Annotated in this window: 14 protein-coding genes and 4 pseudogenes; 8 read left to right on the top strand and 10 right to left on the bottom strand. The window is 71.9% G+C overall.

What is annotated here, in order from left to right:
• Positions 1-374 precede the first annotated feature (374 nt).
• Positions 375-632 (top strand): phosphatase PAP2 family protein, encoded by a 258-nt coding sequence (locus tag OG568_RS08850; protein ID WP_329536307.1) that lies wholly within the window; start codon positions 375-377, stop codon positions 630-632.
• 87 nt (positions 633-719) lie between these two features.
• Here the strand turns inward: OG568_RS08850 and OG568_RS08845 are convergent.
• The 5 genes and pseudogenes from OG568_RS08845 to OG568_RS08830 form a co-directional block, all read right to left on the bottom strand.
• Positions 720-1,001 (bottom strand): annotated as a pseudogene (locus OG568_RS08845) (DUF302 domain-containing protein); the annotation flags it as partial.
• A 766-nt stretch (positions 1,002-1,767) separates the two neighbouring features.
• Positions 1,768-2,121, bottom strand: a pseudogene (locus tag OG568_RS61385) (IS30 family transposase); the annotation flags it as partial.
• Positions 2,122-2,169: 48 nt separating this feature from the next.
• Positions 2,170-3,651: pseudogene (locus OG568_RS08840) on the bottom strand (heavy metal translocating P-type ATPase); the annotation flags it as partial.
• Positions 3,652-3,782: 131 nt separating this feature from the next.
• Positions 3,783-3,869, bottom strand: a pseudogene (locus tag OG568_RS08835) (hypothetical protein); the annotation flags it as partial.
• Between the two features lie 24 nt (positions 3,870-3,893).
• Entirely contained in the window at positions 3,894-4,181 is a 288-nt protein-coding gene (locus OG568_RS08830; RefSeq protein WP_329531007.1) for a hypothetical protein, read from the bottom strand.
• A gap of 658 nt (positions 4,182-4,839) precedes the next feature.
• Between OG568_RS08830 and OG568_RS08825 the strand changes: the two genes are divergently transcribed.
• The gene (locus OG568_RS08825; RefSeq protein ID WP_329536306.1) at positions 4,840-5,727 is read left to right on the top strand and encodes a universal stress protein; all 888 of its coding nucleotides are present in this window, start codon (positions 4,840-4,842) and stop codon (positions 5,725-5,727) included.
• A 111-nt stretch (positions 5,728-5,838) separates the two neighbouring features.
• Here the strand turns inward: OG568_RS08825 and OG568_RS08820 are convergent, their stop codons facing one another.
• On the bottom strand, positions 5,839-6,369 hold the full coding sequence (locus tag OG568_RS08820) for a cation:proton antiporter (protein ID WP_443077592.1): 531 nt from the start codon (positions 6,367-6,369) through the stop codon (positions 5,839-5,841).
• A gap of 326 nt (positions 6,370-6,695) precedes the next feature.
• Between OG568_RS08820 and OG568_RS08815 the strand changes: the two genes are divergently transcribed.
• Positions 6,696-7,577, top strand: a complete 882-nt coding sequence (locus tag OG568_RS08815) for a universal stress protein (protein ID WP_329531006.1) — start codon at positions 6,696-6,698, stop codon at positions 7,575-7,577.
• A gap of 2 nt (positions 7,578-7,579) precedes the next feature.
• Positions 7,580-10,312 (top strand): cation-translocating P-type ATPase, encoded by a 2,733-nt coding sequence (locus OG568_RS08810; protein ID WP_329531005.1) that lies wholly within the window; start codon positions 7,580-7,582, stop codon positions 10,310-10,312.
• A gap of 331 nt (positions 10,313-10,643) precedes the next feature.
• On the opposite strand, the gene OG568_RS08805 is transcribed toward OG568_RS08810, so the two are convergent.
• Both OG568_RS08805 and OG568_RS08800 read right to left on the bottom strand, forming a co-directional pair.
• Positions 10,644-11,909 carry an MFS transporter gene (locus tag OG568_RS08805; RefSeq protein ID WP_329531004.1) on the bottom strand — a complete coding sequence of 422 codons (1,266 nt, stop codon included), beginning with the start codon at positions 11,907-11,909 and terminating at the stop codon, positions 10,644-10,646.
• 171 nt (positions 11,910-12,080) lie between these two features.
• The gene (locus OG568_RS08800) at positions 12,081-12,485 is read right to left on the bottom strand and encodes a DUF302 domain-containing protein (protein ID WP_329531003.1); all 405 of its coding nucleotides are present in this window, start codon (positions 12,483-12,485) and stop codon (positions 12,081-12,083) included.
• A gap of 176 nt (positions 12,486-12,661) precedes the next feature.
• On the opposite strand from OG568_RS08800, the gene OG568_RS08795 reads away from it, so the two are divergent.
• The 3 genes from OG568_RS08795 (at position 12,662) to OG568_RS08785 (ending at position 15,241) form a co-directional block, all read left to right on the top strand.
• Complete coding sequence (locus tag OG568_RS08795; protein ID WP_329531002.1) at positions 12,662-14,029, top strand: MBL fold metallo-hydrolase; 1,368 nt, start codon at positions 12,662-12,664, stop codon at positions 14,027-14,029.
• Positions 14,030-14,099: 70 nt separating this feature from the next.
• Positions 14,100-14,498, top strand: a complete 399-nt coding sequence (locus tag OG568_RS08790) for a rhodanese-like domain-containing protein (RefSeq protein WP_329531001.1) — start codon at positions 14,100-14,102, stop codon at positions 14,496-14,498.
• On the top strand, positions 14,495-15,241 hold the full coding sequence (locus OG568_RS08785; RefSeq protein WP_329531000.1) for a sulfite exporter TauE/SafE family protein: 747 nt from the start codon (positions 14,495-14,497) through the stop codon (positions 15,239-15,241). The genes OG568_RS08790 and OG568_RS08785 overlap by 4 nt, the downstream gene beginning before the upstream one ends.
• Positions 15,242-15,271: 30 nt before the next feature.
• Here the strand turns inward: OG568_RS08785 and OG568_RS08780 are convergent, their stop codons facing one another.
• Positions 15,272-15,559, bottom strand: a complete 288-nt coding sequence (locus OG568_RS08780; protein WP_075032675.1) for a metal-sensitive transcriptional regulator — start codon at positions 15,557-15,559, stop codon at positions 15,272-15,274.
• Positions 15,560-15,640: 81 nt separating this feature from the next.
• Here OG568_RS08780 and OG568_RS08775 point away from each other — a divergent pair, with 81 nt between their 5' ends.
• Entirely contained in the window at positions 15,641-16,228 is a 588-nt protein-coding gene (locus tag OG568_RS08775; protein WP_329530999.1) for a rhodanese-like domain-containing protein, read from the top strand.
• A 58-nt stretch (positions 16,229-16,286) separates the two neighbouring features.
• On the opposite strand, the gene OG568_RS08770 is transcribed toward OG568_RS08775, so the two are convergent.
• Entirely contained in the window at positions 16,287-16,658 is a 372-nt protein-coding gene (locus tag OG568_RS08770; protein WP_329530998.1) for a thioredoxin family protein, read from the bottom strand.
• Positions 16,659-16,673: the final 15 nt, after the last annotated feature.

Raw genomic sequence — 16,673 nt, 5'->3', positions numbered from 1 at the left:
GGCTGAACGACCGCATCTCCCCGGTCCTGTTCACCGCGCGAGCACCTGATCGCCAGCCACCTGCCGCGCAGCAGCGACGACGACAAGAACACGCTGACCCACATCGGGACCGGCGCCACCAGTCAGGGGCGCGCGTGACGATCGAGCGGACGAACAACCACGCCGCCGACAGCGCGGGTTGGCTGATCGCGGAGATGAACCACTACTACCTACTGATCTGGCTCGACGTCCGTCGCCCCGGCCGCTAGCGCTCGGTGCGCACCGCCCTGTACCCGGCCATCCTTCCTGCTGTCCGGCTTCGCCTTCTGCACCACCGCCCCGCCCCGCCTCCGGGCCGGTCAGGGCTTCGTCGACACCGTGGTCGTCCACCACACATGGGAGTCCCGGGCCCCGGTGACGTGGCGTCACTGTCCGACCATTACGCCGCCACGCCCTTGGTGCACATCATCTGGTCCGGCCTGACCCTGGCCTTCCTGGCCCGCCGCATCCGGGTACGCGTATTGGCCATCTGCCACGTGCTCACCACCTTCACGGTCGTCCTGGCCACCGCCAACCACGTCGCCACCGACGCGGCCGCGGGCGCTGCCACCCTCGCGATCGGCTCCCTTGTCCAGCAACTGCTCACCGGGTGACCGGCCTGCCGTCACGGAATCGGGCGTCGTGGGGTCAGTCGGCCCCGACGCCGTTGGGTGACTGAGGGCCGCTCGCCTGCCCGGGCCCGCCCGGGTGAGAGAGGTCAGGGCGGCGTCGATACGGCGCCTGGCTTTCTCGGCGACCGGGCGCAGGGCATCGAGTTCGGCCAACGCGACCGTCGCGCCCGGGGGCAAGGGCCTGCAGGGCGGTGTGGTCGCCGTCCCCGCGGACGACCACGGTGCAGGGCAGCAGCAGGCCGACGGTGCGGTCGGCGCCTCCAGAGTGCGGTGGGCGAGGGGCGGGTTGCACGCGCCGAGGACGACGTAGTCCTCCATGCCGTGATCCAGCTCGGCCTTGAGCGTCGCAGAACCGAGAGACGACGGTGGCGAAGTCGGCGTCGGGGTGCGCACAGCGGGAGCAACTCGCCCTTGCACCCCATGTCTCTCACCCCCAAGATCCCCGGGTACCTGTGCCGCCGCCGTGACCATCTGTCATCCCGAGCGTTCAAACCTTGTTTGTCTCGGTCCACGGGTGGCAGCCCGGCGGATGGGTCGGATCACACGTCGGCAACCAGAGCGCCGCAACTCGATGACTACCAGGCCCTGTTCCAGCGTGCTCTACGGCGCTTGCCTGCGCGACGGTCTCAGGTCGCAGCCTGGAATCACCCGACTTAGCTTGTAAGGGAGGCTTTCGTGCGCCATAACAGTGCTGCCAGCCGGCGCAGAAGCCTCGAAGTTGGGCCCGCCCTTTACCGTATGGGTCCAGTCAAGCAACGGGAACGAGGTCACCCGGCTGAGCCGGTGACTGCTTGTGACTGGAGTCCTGCTTCCCGGCCGAGGAGGAAACCATGCATGCGAAGCGACTGGGTGTTGTCCTCACAACCGCGGTGGCCGCCACCGCACTCCTGCTCCCGCTCTCCGTGAACGCACAGGCATTCGCCTCATGCACCACGCTCACCTCGTGACCACCACCGGCGACTCGCATCGCCTCGCCGAGGCCCTCGCCGGGAAGGGAGTGGTCCCCTTGAACTGACCCCACCCCAGGAACACCACTGGCCACACGCCTGGGTTTCTGCTGGCCACCAGCCTCGACATCCAACGGCCACCCACCTGGGCATCTCAATGACCGTTGACAGGTGTTCTCGTTGGTGCCACGTTGCCAGGGGCTACGCGGGGCTGCGAAGAACACGTCGACACCGGTGTCGGCGGTGAACCGCTTGTGGGCTGCCAGTTCCATGCCGCGATCCCAGGTCAGCGTGCTGCGTAGTCGGGGGTCCATGCGTTCGTAGGTCTCGGCCAGAGCGGGAACGACCACGGTGGTGTGGCGGCTGGCGAGTTTCACGACCGTGAGGAACCGTGACTTCCGGTCGACCAGTGTGGCGACCTGGCTGTTGTTCGACCCGATCAGCAGATCGCTTTCCAGATGCCCGAACTCGCTGCGGTCCTCCGCCGCCTGGGGCCGCTCCTCGATTGGTCGGGCATCGGTGATCTGTGAGCGCCACTGTCCGTTCGGTAGATCGTCTCGTGGCTGATCTCAGTCGTCGAGGCCGAGGACGGCGGCGACCTCCTGGGCGGGTTCGGCGCGGTCGCCGGTGAGCATCATCAGCCGTTCGATGCCCGCCGCTCGCAGGTGGCGCAGGGTGCGGGGCGCGTCGGGCCGGACGGGGTCGCGCAGGAGGACGGCGCCGGCCGGCTGTCCGTCGACGGTCAGCCAGGCGACGGCCGCGCCGTCGAGGAGGGCGCGATTGTCGACGGCGCGGCTCCAGGAAGGCTGTACGTCCGAGAGGTTGAGACGGCCGATGTAGACCCGGTGCCCGTCCACCGTGCCCGAGGCACCGCGTCCGGGCTCCTCCGTGACGTCCGCCGGAACCGACAGCTCCAGCTTGCGTTCACGGGCCGTGTCGACGATGGCGTGGGCGAGAACGTGCGGCGAGTACTGGTCGAGGGATGCTGCCAGGCGGAGCACCTCCGTGGGCTTACGGCCGGGAGCGGCGGTCACGTCCAGGACGCGGGGGCGGCCGCCGGTGAGCGTCCCGGTTTTGTCCAGCAGCAGGGTGCGGGCACGACCGAGGTTCTCCAGTGCTCCACTGTCGCGGATGACCACGCCGAGGCGGGAGGCCCGGGACAGGCCGGACACGATCGCGACGGGCGCGGCCAGCAGCAGGGGGCAGGGGGTGGCGACCACCAGGACCGCGACCGCCCGTACCGCGGATCCGCTGAGTAGCCAGGCCAGTCTCGCCACCACGAGGGACAGGGGAAGGAACCAGGCCGCGTAGCGGTCGGCGAGCCGCACCACGGGCGCGGACTCCGCCCCGGGCTGCCGGGCCAGCCGCATGATGCCCGCGTAGGTGCTGTCCTGCTCGGTTGCGATCGCCCGAAGCTGGAAGGCGCCGCCCGCGTTGACCACACCGCTGCGGACCGTCTCGCCCTGCGGCCGTTCGACCTTGAGGGGCTCACCGGTGAGCACCGATTCGTCGAGGACGGCGGTGGTGCTCTCCACCCGTCCGCCCACGGGGACCACTTCGCCGGGACCTACGACGAGCAGGTCGCCGACACCGACCTCGGTCAGCGGCACCGTGTCCACCCCGGTGTCCGTAAGGCGGCGCGCCGAGCGCGGTGCGTGTTCGAGCAGGGCGCGCAGGTCGTGGGAGGCACGCCGCTGGGCGGCGGCCTCTAGGGTGCGGCCGGTGGCGAGCATCAGCGCGATCAGGGCCCCGGCCAGGTACTCGCCCACGGCCAGGGTGCCGCCCAGGGCCAGCACGGCGATCAGGTCAACGCCCGCGCGCCCGTGCCGCAGCGCGTCCCGCACCCACCCCACCGCGGGTACGACGGCGGATATCGTGCCCAGGCCCCAGAACAGGTCCGCGAGGCCGCCGGCGCCGACGAGCCAGGCGATGCCACCGGCCGTCAGAGCCGCCGCCGTGACGGCCAGGAGTGCGGGTTCCAGCCGTGGGGAGACGATCGCGCCGGTCAGGCGGCGCAGCCGTGCCGTGACGGTGATTCTGGTGGTGTTGTCCATGGCGCACCTCGGTCCGTCCGATGCGGCAACCTTCGTTTCGGTCACCGTCCAGCACACCGCGCCGTCCAGCACCCGCGCGGGGACGAACGGCCCCGCTGCCTGGGCCGTACCCCGGCGTCGACGCCTGCTGGTCAGGTCCGGTCGTCGTCGGTGTGCAGGGCGAGGACGGGGCAGGCGGCGACGGCTCGGCGGGCGTGGGCACGCAGTCGGTCGGGGACGGCCCCGTCCTTGAGGACGGGGTATCACCGTTCGTCGAGGTCGATCAGCTCTGGGAGGAGCTCGGCGCACAGGCCCTGCTCCGTGCAGGCGATGCAGTCGATGCGCAGAGTGAGGCTGCAGCTCATCGCCGGCTCTCCGGGGCTGTGGCGGGTGGCACGGGGAGCCGGGGCGGCTGATAGGCGGTGGGGCGCGAAGGGCGCCGCGGCCGCGGAGGTCATCGCCCGCCCCTGGGAAAAGGCCACCGTCGAGGCGGCGCGCCGGGACCAGCCGGGCTGCGGCGGCCTGGTGGCGAGGAACGCCGTGAGCACCACCGGGTACGGCGGTCGCGGCGCCGGCGGCCGTCAGGCGCCCGGCGACCCGCCCCGGGGCGGCCTTCACCAGCCGCCACCACACGGCTGCGACCACCGCAGGATGAGGTACAGGTCCGCGGCGCGGCGCGGAAGAGGGCGCTGGCGGCGCCGCGTTAGCCGAGGCTCAGCACAGTCAGTCACACAACCGCAGAAGAAGACTGATCAGGCAGACAGCGTGACGCGGCGGAGGTGGGCGGTGCAGCGGTCGGGGACGGCGTCGTAGGTGGCGTGGGCGCCCTCAGGCTGGGCGGTTGCACATCAGCTGCACCACAGAGCGCTCGACGGCGAGGAGGGCCCAACCGCTTCTCGCGGATCCGGATTGCGCGGTGCGCAGCTTTCGGCTGCTCCTCCGCGTCGGTGAGGGCCCTCCCCGCCACCTCCAGAGCACCAAGAGTACCTCTGTGAGCGCAGGGGTCCCTCGGCCCTCCGCCCAGGGCCGGACGGGTCGCCGTCCGGCCCCGCCACGGCCTCGTGCCGAAGCGCCGTGATCCCGCGCTGTCGCCGTCGCGAGGGAGGGCTGGTCGGCCTTGGTAGGGGCCGTCATGCCCCATGGCAGCGGGGCGTGACCGGGGTGAGGCTGGAGGTGGAAGGCAAGGGCATCCGGGACATGGGAGGCACGATGAGTGGTCTGGTGGTCGTGGGTGTGGACGGGTCGGCGTCGGGTCTTGCCGCGGTAGAGGTAGCGGCGCGGGAGGCGCGTCTGCGCGGGGCGGGGCTGCGGGTGGTGCATGCGTTCATCTGGCCCGCGATGCACGTGCCTTTGGGGCCGTCGCCGCTGGGCCCGTCCGAGGGCGGGGTCCGGAACATGGTGGAACGTCTTCTGACGGAGGCGGTGGAGCGGGCGCGTGCGGCGGCTCCGGAGGTTGATGTCAGTCAGGCCTCGGTGACCGGTGAGCCGCTGACGGTCCTGGATGCGCAGTCGCGTTCCGCCGAACTGGTGGTGGTCGGATCCCGGGGCATGGGCGGGTTCGTCGGGCTACTGGTGGGGTCGACGGCGGTGCATCTGGCGGCGCACGGCCAGTGTCCGGTGCTGGTGGTGCGTGACCAGCCCGGTGTCGACGGTCCGATCGTGCTGGGCGTCGACGGTTCGGTCGCGGGAGAGCGGGCGGTGGATTTCGCCTTCGCCGAGGCCGCGCTGCGGAACGCCCCCTTGCTGGCGCTGCACGCCTGGACCACGTGGAACGCGCCGCTGCCTCCACCGCAGGATGCGTCGACACCGTACGCGAACCCTCCGAGCGCGCTCGGGGCGGAGGAGGAGCGCCTGCTGTACGAGGCCCTCGCCGGCCACCGGGAGAAGTACCCGGATGTGGTGGTGGAGCACAGGGTGGTGCACGGCAGGACGCGGGAGGCGTTGATCGAGGCGAGCCGGTCCGCTCAGCTGGTGGTGGTCGGTGCCCGCGGGCGCGGCGGTTTCGCCGGGCTGCTGCTCGGGTCGGTCAGTCACGCCCTGCTGCACCACGCCCACTGCCCGGTCGCGGTGGTGCGGGGAGCGGACATGCATCACTGACCTCGTCCGGCGGCTGGGTTCACGCTGTGGACGGGCGGGGGACCGGGTGCCGGGTGCGCGCGAAGCGAGTGAGGACGGGGCCGCATGCCGCGAGGAGCATCACGTAGGTGGTCACCAGGACCGCCAGGCGGCCCTGCGCGGGGCGGCCAGGCCGATGATGACGACGGAGAACTCGCCGCGGGCGGTGAGCGCCGTTCCGGCCCGCGGCCGGCCGTGGCGACCCGCGCTCTCGCGGCCGGCGGCATACCACCCGGAGGCCAGCTTGGCGGCCGCCGTGAACACGGCCAGTGCCGAGGCTGCGGGCGGCATCGGCAACAGGTCACCCGGATCGACGGACAGGCCGAGGGCCAGGAAGAACACGGCGGCGAACAGGTCGCGCAGCGGGCTGAGCACGACGCGAGCCCGGCCGGCGGCGGCCCCGGTCAGTGCGAGTCCGATCAGGAAGGCGCCGACGGCGGCGGAGACATGGATGGTCTCGGCCAGCGCAGCCACGATCAGGGTGATGCCGAGGACCCGCAGCGGCACCAGCTCGGCGTCGGGGTGCCACAGGACCCGGCCGACATGATGGCCCAGCGTCAGGATGCGGTGATCGCCGCGGCGACGGCCGCCATGGCCGCCACGACCGCGAGCAGCGCCTGCCACCAGGTGCCTCCGGAAGTGACGACGGCGAGCAGGGGCAGGTAGCGGCCATGGCGAAGTCCTCCACCACCAGCACGGACAGCACCGCCGGGGTCTCCCGGTTGCCCAGCCGACGCAGGTCGCCGAGCGGGCGGGCGCGGGCGGGCGGTGATGCCGGAGCCCGGCCGGTATGGGGTGATGGCCGGTGTCCCGACCACTCGGGGCGTATCGGCAGGGCCGAGCGGTCCCTCGTGCGGCCGGATGGCCCCTGGCTGCAGCGGGCGGCTGCCCTGAGGCTGGGAACTCAGGAAGAGCCGCGCGTCGGCGGCGTACCGGGATGGGAGAGCGCTGTGAGTGATCCGGTGATCGTGGGTGTGGACGGTTCCGCGTCCAGCCTCGACGCGGTCGACGTCGCGGCTCGTGAGGCGCACCTGCGCGGGGCGGCACTGCGGATCGTGCACGCCTTCGGCCATGCGTCCGGACACCTGCCGACCGGCGCGCCGCCGTGGAGCCCGGCCGGCCACGGTCTGGAGCCGATGGCGCATGGGGCGCTGGCCCGCGCCGAGGAACGGGCACACGCGGTTGCGCCGGGCATCGAGATCACCCGGTCCGTGATGGCCGGTGAGGCGCTTGAGGCCCTGGAGATCGAGTCGCGCTCGGCAGCGCTGGTCGTGGTCGGCAGCCGCGGTCTGGGCAGTTTCACCGGGCTGCTGCTGGGTTCGACGGCGGTGCAGCTGGCCGCACATGGTCACTGCCCGTTGATGGTGGTGCGCGGCCGCCCCGATCCGGCCGGTGCGGTGCTGCTGGCGGTGGACGGATCCGAAGCCGGCGAGGCGGCGGTGGAGTTCGCGTTCGCCGAGGCCGCTCTGCGCAAGGCACCGCTGGTGGCCGTGCACGTGTGGAACACCTGGAGCGAGCGGGCCTATGAAGGGCCCGGCGACCCCCTGACCGCCGTGGTGGCGGACCTCGACCATCTCCGCGAGGCCGAGCAGCATGTGCTGGACGAGGCGGTGGCTTCCTGGCAGGAGGTCTTTCCGCAGGTTGCGGTGGAGCGGCGCCTGACGCGCTCCCGGATCCGCCCGGCACTGATCGACGCCAGCCTGGAGGGCCAGCTGGTCGTGGTCGGCGCCCGGGGCCGGGGCGGCTTCACCGGCCTGCTGCTCGGCTCGGTCAGCCAGGCCCTGCTGCACCACGCGCACTGCCCCGTCACCGTCGTCCGTGGCAAGGAGTGACCGTGCCTCAGCAGACCCCCATCACGGCCGGACCCCACGCCCCGCCCGCGCAGACACCCCCGCAGCTGGTGGCGGACACCTACGAGCGAGATGCGGCCGAGGTGGCGGATCTGCTCGGCGTGGCCCCGGCCACGGGCCTGACCACGGCGGACGCCGAGCAGCGGGCCGGTATCTGGGGAGCCAACGAACTGGCCGAACCGGCCCGTCGGCCGCAGTGGCTGCGCCTGCTGGACCAGTTCCGCAGCTGGCTGATCGGCATCCTGCTCGCCGCCGCCGTCGTCGCCGGAATCATCGGCGACATCAAGGACGCCCTCGTGATCGCCGCCGTCCTCCTCATCAACGCCACCATCGGCTACGTTCAAGAACGCCGCGCCGAGCACAGCCTGGAAGCGCTGCGCCAGATGCTGGTACCCACCACGCGCGTGCGTCGCGACGGTCAAGTGAAGGTGATCTCCGCCGGCACACTGGTGCCCGGCGACGTCGTTCTTCTGGAAGCAGGCGACCGTGTCCCGGCCGACGGGCGCCTGGCGGTCGCCGCCTCGGTCGAGGCCGCCGAAGCCGCGCTCACCGGAGAGTCGCATCCCGTCGCCAAGACAACATCGCCCACCGCGGCCGCCGGTGACGACCCCGTACCCGTCGCCGAGCGCACCGGCATGCTCTTCATGAACACCGCGCTGACCCGCGGCCGCGCCGAGATGGTCGTCACGGCCACCGGCATGCGCACCGAGGTCGGGGCGATCGCCGAGGCGCTGCGCACCGGCGCGGAACCGCCCAGCCCGCTCCAGGTCCAGATGGACAGCCTGGGCCGACGCCTGGCCCTGGTCAGCGGCATCGCCGTGGCCGCCTACGCACTCGTGGCCCTCCTGCGCGGCGAAGACCTGGCCGATCTCGCGCTGCGGGCGGTGGCCCTGGCAGTCGCCGCGATCCCCGAGGGGCTACCCGCCGTTCTCGCGCTCACCCTGGCCCTGGGCGTCTACCGCATGGCCCGCCGCGGCGCCATCGTCAAGCGCCTGGCCTCCGTCGAGGCACTCGGCTCCACGACCGTGGTGTGCAGCGACAAGACCGGCACCCTGACCCTGAACGAGATGACCACCCGCGCCCTGTGGGCCGCCGGGCGCAGCTACGACGTGACCGGCGAGGGCTACGACACCGCAGGCACCGTGCGCCCCGCAGACGGGCAGCACTCGGTGGACCTGTACGACACGGTGCTGCATGACGCGGTGCTGCCGTTCGCGCTGTGCAACGACGCCCGCCTCACCTTGGACGGCATCATCGGAGACCCCACCGAGGCCGCCTTGCTGGTGCTCGCTGCCAAAGCGGGTCTTCACCCCGAACTGCGCGCCCACACGCCGCGTATCGGTGAGATCCCCTTCGATCCGGCCGCCAAGTACATGGCCACCTTCCACACCGACGCCGATGGTTGCACCCGCATCCACGCCAAAGGAGGCGTCGACGTCCTCCTGGACCGCTGCACCCACGTCCTGACCGAACACGGACCCGCGCCCCTCGACGCCGAGCGCCGCCGTGCGGTCACCGACGCCGCCCAGCAGATGGCCGGCCTGGGCCTGCGTGTCCTCGGGGCGGCCAACGCCGTCACCGACCAGCCGAACCCGCGAGAGGTGGCGGGGCTGACCCTGACCGCGGTCGCCGGGATCGCCGACCCGCCCCGCCCTCAGGCCCGCGACGCCGTCGCCCTCGCCCACGCCGCCGGCGTCTCCGTCAAAATGGTCACCGGTGACCATGCCGACACCGCTGCGGCCATCGCCCGTGAACTCGGAATCACCGGCGAGGTCGTCACCGGCACCGAACTGGCTCGGATGAGCGAACAGGACCTCGCGGACCGCATCGAGAGCGTCGGTGTCTTTGCACGTGTCGCCCCCGAACACAAGGTGACGATCGTCCGCGCGCTCTCCCGGAAGGGCCACATCGTGGCCATGACCGGAGACGGCGTCAACGACGCCGCAGCCCTGCGCGCCGCCCACATCGGCGTCGCCATGGGCATCACCGGCACCGACGTCGCCAAAGAAGCCGCCGACATGGTCCTCACCGACGACGACTTCTCCACCATCGTCCGCGCCGTCCGCGAAGGCCGCTCCATCTACGACAACATCGTCACCTTCGTCCGCTTCCAGCTGTCGACCAACATCGGCGCGATCCTCACCCTGCTCGCCACCGTGCTGGCCGGACTACCAGCTCCCATGTCCGCCGTCCAGCTCCTGTGGGTCAACATCATCATGGATGGGCCGCCCGCCATGGCCCTGGGCATCGACCCCCCGCGGAGCAACGTGATGCACCGCCCGCCCCGCCCGCCCGGCGAACGCATCCTGAACGCCCGCCGCCTGACCGCCATCACCCGCTCCGGCGCAGTCATGGCCATGGGCACCGTGGCCGTCTTCGCCACCGCCCGTCACTTCACCGACACCGCAACCGTAAACACCATGTCCTTCACCACGTTCGTCCTCTTCCAGCTTTTCAACGCCCTGGCCGCGCGCAGCGAGGACGGCCCCGTCCTCGGCCGCCACCAGCTGCACAACCGCACCCTGTGGATCTGCCTGGCCGCCGTCCTCACCCTCCAGGTCATCGTCGTACAGGTGCCGTTCGCCCAGGGTGTCTTCGACACCGTCCCCCTCAGCCCCGTTCAGTGGACGATCTGCCTCGCCACCGCCTCCACCGTGCTCCTGACCGAGCACGCCTGGCGCGCCGGGCGGGCACGGTTCAGCCGGAGGACGGCGTGAGACACAGGGACTGAACGCCTGTGGCACCACCACGCGCCCATCCGCAGGACCGCACGGCGAGCGGATGACACCGTCGGCCCATGGACGGCTACTGGTTGGACCTCGCGCTCATCGCCGTGCTGATCGTGCTCAACGCGCTGTTCGCCGGCAGCGAGATCGCGCCGATCTCCCTCGCCGCCGCGGGTGCCGAGCCGGAAAAGCCCCTGCCTTCAGCCCTTCCTGCGGTCACCCGTGCACGCGGAAGCGCCGATTGGTGGCCGGTCCCCAGGTGTGGATCTCCGCCAACTGTTTGCCCTGTGCGGCGAGATCGGACATGGGCCGGTTCTCCGGCTCAGGTGTCGGGCAGAGCGGGACGGGGGTGGGTTTCGTACATGCGGACTGCGACGAGCAGGCCGGAGGCGGCAGTGAGGGCGGCGACGGCCCAGATCGCGGTGGTGAGGCCGTAGGCGTCGGCGAGGATTCCGGCGAGGAGGGCGCCGACGGCGAAGCCGCCGTCGCGCCACAGGCGGTAGACGCCGACGGCGCGGGCGCGCCAGGCGGGGTGGGCGACGTCGCCGATGACGGCGAGCAGGGTCGGGTAGACGAGTGCGGTGCCGATGCCGAGGAGTGTCTGGGCGATCGCCCAGACTCCGAAGGTGGTGCCGGTTGCGACGACTGCGATGGCTGCGGCCTGGAGCAGCATGCCGGTGGTGATGAGGTGTTTGCGTCCGACGCGGTCGGACCACCAGCCGGTGACGAGTTGCCCGGCGCCCCAGACGGCCGGGTACAGGGCGGCGAGGATGCCGATCTGTCCGATGGTCAGGCCGTGGGCGGCGAAGAGCAGGGGGAAGATCCCCCAGGCGAGGGCGTCGTTGAGGTTGTTGACCAGACCGGCCTGGCTGGCGGCGGACAGGGCGCGGTCGGTGAAGCTGGTGCGACGGGCGATCTGTCCGGTGGTCAACTCGCGTTCGGCTGGTGCCTGTACGGGGTGGAGCTCGGTCTCGGCGCGGGCGTGGTCGCGGGTCTCGCGTACGGCGAGGGTGGACAGGCCGAGGCCCAGTGCGGCGTAGGCGGCGCCGAGGAGGAAGGGTTCGGGGCGCAGGCCGGCGTGGTCGGCGATGGCGCCGGTGGCCATGGCGGTGACCGCGACGGCCATGTATCCGGCGGCCTCGTTCAGTCCCATCGCCAGGCCGCGGCGTGCGGGTCCGGCGAGGTCGATCTTCATGATGACGGTGGTCGACCAGGTCAGGCCCTGGGAGGCGCCGAGCAGGACGTTCGCGGCCACGATCCATGCCCAGCTCGGTCCCCAGGCCAGCATCGCAGGCACGGGGAGGGCGACCAGCCAGCCGGCGACGAGGACGGGCTTGCGGCCGTGGGCGTCGGAGAGGGCGCCGGCGAAGAAGTTGGCGACGGCCTTGGTGGCGCCGAAAGCCACGATGTAGGTGAGCGCGGCGGTGTAGGCGTTCAGGCCGAAGATCTGCTCGGCGAGCGGCGACAGGACGGTGCGTTCCTGCCCGAGCATGCCGCCGACCAGGGCGTTGACTGTGACGAGCAGGGTGAACTGGGCGAGGTTGGCGCGCAGCCCGAGCCGCACGCGTGCCGGGACGGTCGTGGTCATGTTTCCTCCGCCGGGGCCTGCCCTGTGGCCTTGGTCCAGTCGCCGGGTCGGCCCGCGAGGATTGCGAACCCTTGATGTCCGGTGTGCCGGAGGGGGGCGACGCCGGTCATGGACTGACGTGGGAGGCGTGCGTACCCCGGTAGCCGATGGATGCGATTTCTCGGGGTGACGTCAGCTGTCGGCATCGGCCGCAGTGAGGGAGGCGAGGGCGGCGTCGAGGCGGCGGGTGGCCTCCTCGGCGACCGGGCGCAGGGCGTCGAGTCCGGTGAGGGTGACCATGGTGCCGGGGTCGAGGGCCTGTACGGCGGTTCGGTCGCCGTCGCGGCGGACGACGACGTTGCAGGGCAGCAGCAGGCCGATGGTGCGGTCGGTCTCCAGGGCGCGGTGGGCCAGGGGCGGGTTGCAGGCGCCGAGGATGACGTAGTCCTCCATGTCGTGGTCGAGCTTCTCCTTGAGCGTGGCGGTGACGTCGATCTCGGTGAGGATGCCGAAGCCCTGGGCGGCGAGGGCGTCGCGGACCCGGCCCACGGTGGTGGCGAAGTCGGTGTCGAGGTGCACGGTGCGGTCGTAGCGCATGGCAGTGGTCCTTCTGGTCGGCTCGCGCGGCGCGGACCGGATGTCCGGCCGTGTGCGAGGTACTCGTGAAGCGTTTCCGAGGGCTTTCCCTGCCCTTGAAAATACCCCCTGGGGTACTCGTGCTACGGTCGTAAGCATACCCCCTGGGGTAATTCTTCGTTGGAAGGGAGTCCCTCGTGTTCTTCGTCGACACGATCGAGGTGGCCGGGCTCGGCAACCGCAGTTACCTGGCGGGCGGCGAGCGGACGGCGGTGGCGGTCGACCCGCCCCGTGACGTGGACCAGGTGATCGCGGCGGCGGCCCGGCGCGGGGTGCGGATCTCGCACGTCGTCGAGACGCACGTCCACAACGACTACGTCACCGGCGGCCTGGAGCTCGCCCGGCTCACCGGCGCCGCCTACCTTGTTCCCGCCGGGGCCCGCGTCTCCTTCGAGCGCGTACCGGTGCACGACGGCGACCGTACGGAATTCGACGCCGCTGCCGGGCTGACCTTGCGCGCGCTCGCGACGCCCGGCCACACCCCGCACCACACCTCCTATGCGCTGGAGGAGAACGGCGTGGCGGTTGCGGTGTTCACCGGTGGTTCGCTACTGATCGGCACGGTTGGCCGTCCCGACCTCGTGGAGCCGCGGCTGACCGAGCGGCTCGCCCGGGCCCAGCACGCCTCCGCACACCGGCTGGCCGCCGAACTGCCCGACGACACGGCCGTGTTGCCCACGCACGGCTTCGGCAGTTTCTGCTCGTCCTCCCAGGCGGAGGGCAGTGACACGACCATCGGCAAGGAGAAGACGTCCAACGAAGCCCTCACCCGGAACGTGGACGACTTCGTCGCCGACCTGCTGGCCGGCCTGGACGACATTCCCGCGTACTACACGCACATGGGGCCGGTCAACGCGGCCGGACCCGCGCCCCTCGACCTGACCCCGCCGGTCGTCGCCGACGCCGAGGAAATCGCCGCCCGGCTGGCGGCGGGGGAGTGGGTGGTGGACCTGCGCAACCGTGTCGCGTTCGCCGCGGGGCATGTGTCCGGCTCGTTCAACTTCGAGGTCGAGGGGCAGCTCGCCACGTATCTCGCCTGGCTGATCCCGTGGGGCAAGCCGGTGACGCTGCTCGCCGAATCGCCCGAGCAGCTCGCCGCCGCCCAGCGCGAGATGGTCCGCGTGGGCATCGACCGCCCCGCCGCGGCGGCCACCGGCGACCCCGGCGGCTGGGTGTGTGAGGGGGAGACACCTGTTTCCTTCCCGCGCGCCACGTTCGCAGATCTCGCCGGCCGGCACCCTGCGGAGGGCCTCGTCGTGCTCGATGTCCGGCGTGCCTCGGAGCGGACGGGCGGCTACATCGAGGGCTCGGTCCACATCCCCGTCCACCTTCTGCACCGCCGCCTCGACGAGCTCCCCGCCGGTGAGGTGTGGGTGCACTGCGCGGGCGGAATGCGAGCCGCGATCGCCGCCTCCCTGCTGGACGCGGCCGGCCGTGACGTCGTCGCCGTGGACGACTCCTTCGACGCGGCCGAGAAGGCCGGACTCGCCGTACGGAACAGCTGACGGCAGCGGGTGCCGCAGAGGCGCCCATCAACCTTCGTACCGATACGGGAAACAGGGGCCAGATACCGAAATGAACATCTTCCGACGAGACCGGGGCGGCCCGGGCCGTGTGACCGTGCAGGAGGCGGCCGCGCGCACCGGCCACGGGAAGAACGGGAACGCCGCTGAAAGCGGTGCCCGCGCCGTGTTGCTCGACGTCCGCGAACCCTACGAATGGCAGGCGGGGCACGCCCCCGGAGCCGTACACCTGTCCCTCTCGGCGCTCGCTGCCGGGGCCAGGCTGCCCGCTGAGGCGCAGGCACGGCCCCTGGTCGCGATCTGCCGCTCGGGCAACCGCTCCCGGCGAGCCGCCGAACTGCTGGCCGCCCAGGGCGCGGAGGCCGTGGACGTGATCGGCGGCATGCGGGACTGGGCCGCGGCGGGGCTGCCGGTGGTGGACCCGCGCGGCGGGAACGGCACCGTCGCGTGAGCACTCTCATACTCGCCCTGGCCGCCGGTGCGGTCATCGGTATTGCGCTCGGCGCACTCGGGGGCGGCGGCAGCGTGCTGGCCGTCCCCGCCCTGATCTACCTGCTCGGTTTCACCCCCGTCGCGGCCACCACCGCGAGCCTGGTTATCGTCGCGGTCACCTCGGCCACCGCACTGTCCGCGCACGCCCGCGACGGGAACGTCCGCTGGCGTACGGGGCTGCTGTTCGCGGCGGCCGGCATCGGCCCGGCGATGCTGGGCGGTGCGCTCGCCGGACGTATCCCGGAGGCCGCGCTGACGGCGGCCTTCGCGGTGGTGGCGGGAGCGGCCGCACTCCGCATGCTGCGGAGCCGCCCGCCGGCGGACACCAGCGTTCCGGTACGGCCGGGCCGGGCCGCTGCCGCGGGAGCCGGGCTGGGCGCGGTCACCGGCGTTCTCGGCGTCGGCGGCGGCTTCCTCGCCGTACCGGCGCTGGTGAGTGTGCTCGGCATGCGGATGCGGAACGCGGTGGGCACCAGCCTGCTGGTCATCACCGTCAACTCCCTGGCCGCGCTGGCGACGCGCGCCGGCACGGCCGACGGACTGGACTGGGCGGTCATCGGCCCCTTCGCCGGGGCCGCGATCCTCGGCGCATGGGACGGGAAACGCCTGGCCGCGAAGATCTCCGGGCACACACTGCAGCGGATCTTCGCCCTGGTGCTGCTGGCCGTGGCCGCCTTCATGCTGATCGACGCGGTGGTGTGATGCGCCGCAGCGGACAGGCCCGGGCGGGTCCTATGCCAGGGACAGGAACAGCTTCTCCAGGCGGGCGCGCATCTGCTGGGCGTCCTCGCCGTTCTTGCGGCCGGATTCGATGTCCGTCATGCACTGCTGCATGCCGGTCGCGATGATCGCGAAACCGGCACGGTCGAGCGCGCGTGAAGCGGCGGCGAGCTGCGTGACGACGTCCTCGCAGTCGCGCCCCTCCTCGATCATCCGGATCACGCCGGAGATCTGACCCTGCGCGCGGCGCAGCCGGTTCAGCACGGCCTTCAGGTCCGCACCCTCAAGCTCCAGTTCCACGATCACTCCTCTATGAATACCCCTAGGGGTACTGTACGTCCCGGTTCGGGACGGCGTCGACGATTAAGGATCACATCTGCCATGACCAGCTCTCCCACCCCCGTCACCCTTGCCACCGACCAGGCCCGCACCCGGCTCCACGAGCTCACCGTCATCGACGTGCGCACGCCCGCCGAGTACGCCTCCGGCCATCTGCCCGGCGCCCTGAACATCCCCCTGGACCGCATCCGGCGGGCGCTGCCGGAGATACGGCACGCCGCCCAACGCGGTGACGTGCTCGTCGTGTGCGCGTCCGGCGCCCGTTCCGAGAACGCCTGCAAGCAACTGGCCGAGCAGGGCATACCGACCGCCACCCTCGCCGGTGGCACCGGCGCCTGGGCCGCCGACGGCCACGACCTGCACCGTCCCGCCGCCTGCGACACCCGGGCAGGCTGGAGCATGGAGCGGCAGGTGCGCTTCACCGCCGGGGCAGTGGTGCTCCTGGGGCTCGTCCTCGGTCTGCTCGTGCACCCCGCCTTCCAGCTCCTCGCCGCGGGCATCGCGGGCGGGCTGGTCTTCTCCGCGGTCACCGACACGTGCGGCATGGCGGCCCTCCTGGGTAAGCTGCCCCACAACCGCCCCCGCGCGGCCGATCTCGACGCCACGCTCGCCGCCCTGCGCAGCCGCTGACCCCCGCGTGCCAGGGCGCCCACACGGACGCTGTGCGCCCTGGACGTGTGCCGAAGCGTCAGCTCCGCTCCTTCGCGCCCGCTGCGGCCTGCCGGCGTACGTCGTCCATGTCGACGGCCCGGATCTTGGTGATGAGCTCCTCCAGGGCCTGCGGCGGCAGGGCGCCCGGCTGGGAGTGCAGGGCGGTCCGGTCGCGGACGGCCATCAGGGTGGGGATGGAGGAGATCCGGAAGCCCGCGGCGAGTTCGGGCTGGGCCTCGGTGCCGACCTTGCCGAAGACGATGTCCGGATGCCGCTCGGCCGCCTTGTCGTAGACGGGGGCGAAACTGCGGCACGGTCCGCACCAGGCGGCCGAGAAGTCGATCAGGACGATCTCCGAGCCGGTGACGGTCTCCTCGAAGTTGTCCTTGATCAGTTCGATGGTCGGCATGGTGTTCCGGTCTCC

Origin of the sequence: Streptomyces sp. NBC_01450, assembly GCF_036227505.1 — a bacterium.
Lineage (GTDB): Bacteria > Actinomycetota > Actinomycetes > Streptomycetales > Streptomycetaceae > Streptomyces.
Note: the sequence above shows the minus strand (reverse complement) of the source record. Positions and strands in the feature narration are given on the sequence as shown.

Coding starts and splice junctions, on each gene's coding strand:
- OG568_RS08800 (WP_329531003.1), bottom strand. CDS start 12,485: ATGCGCTACGACCGCACCGTGCACCTCGACACCGACTTCGCCACCACC.
- OG568_RS08770 (WP_329530998.1), bottom strand. CDS start 16,658: ATGCCGACCATCGAACTGATCAAGGACAACTTCGAGGAGACCGTCACC.
- OG568_RS08790 (WP_329531001.1), top strand. CDS start 14,100: ATGAACATCTTCCGACGAGACCGGGGCGGCCCGGGCCGTGTGACCGTG.
- OG568_RS08775 (WP_329530999.1), top strand. CDS start 15,641: ATGACCAGCTCTCCCACCCCCGTCACCCTTGCCACCGACCAGGCCCGC.
- OG568_RS08805 (WP_329531004.1), bottom strand. CDS start 11,909: ATGACCACGACCGTCCCGGCACGCGTGCGGCTCGGGCTGCGCGCCAAC.
- OG568_RS08850 (WP_329536307.1), top strand. CDS start 375: ATGGGAGTCCCGGGCCCCGGTGACGTGGCGTCACTGTCCGACCATTAC.
- OG568_RS08825 (WP_329536306.1), top strand. CDS start 4,840: ATGAGTGGTCTGGTGGTCGTGGGTGTGGACGGGTCGGCGTCGGGTCTT.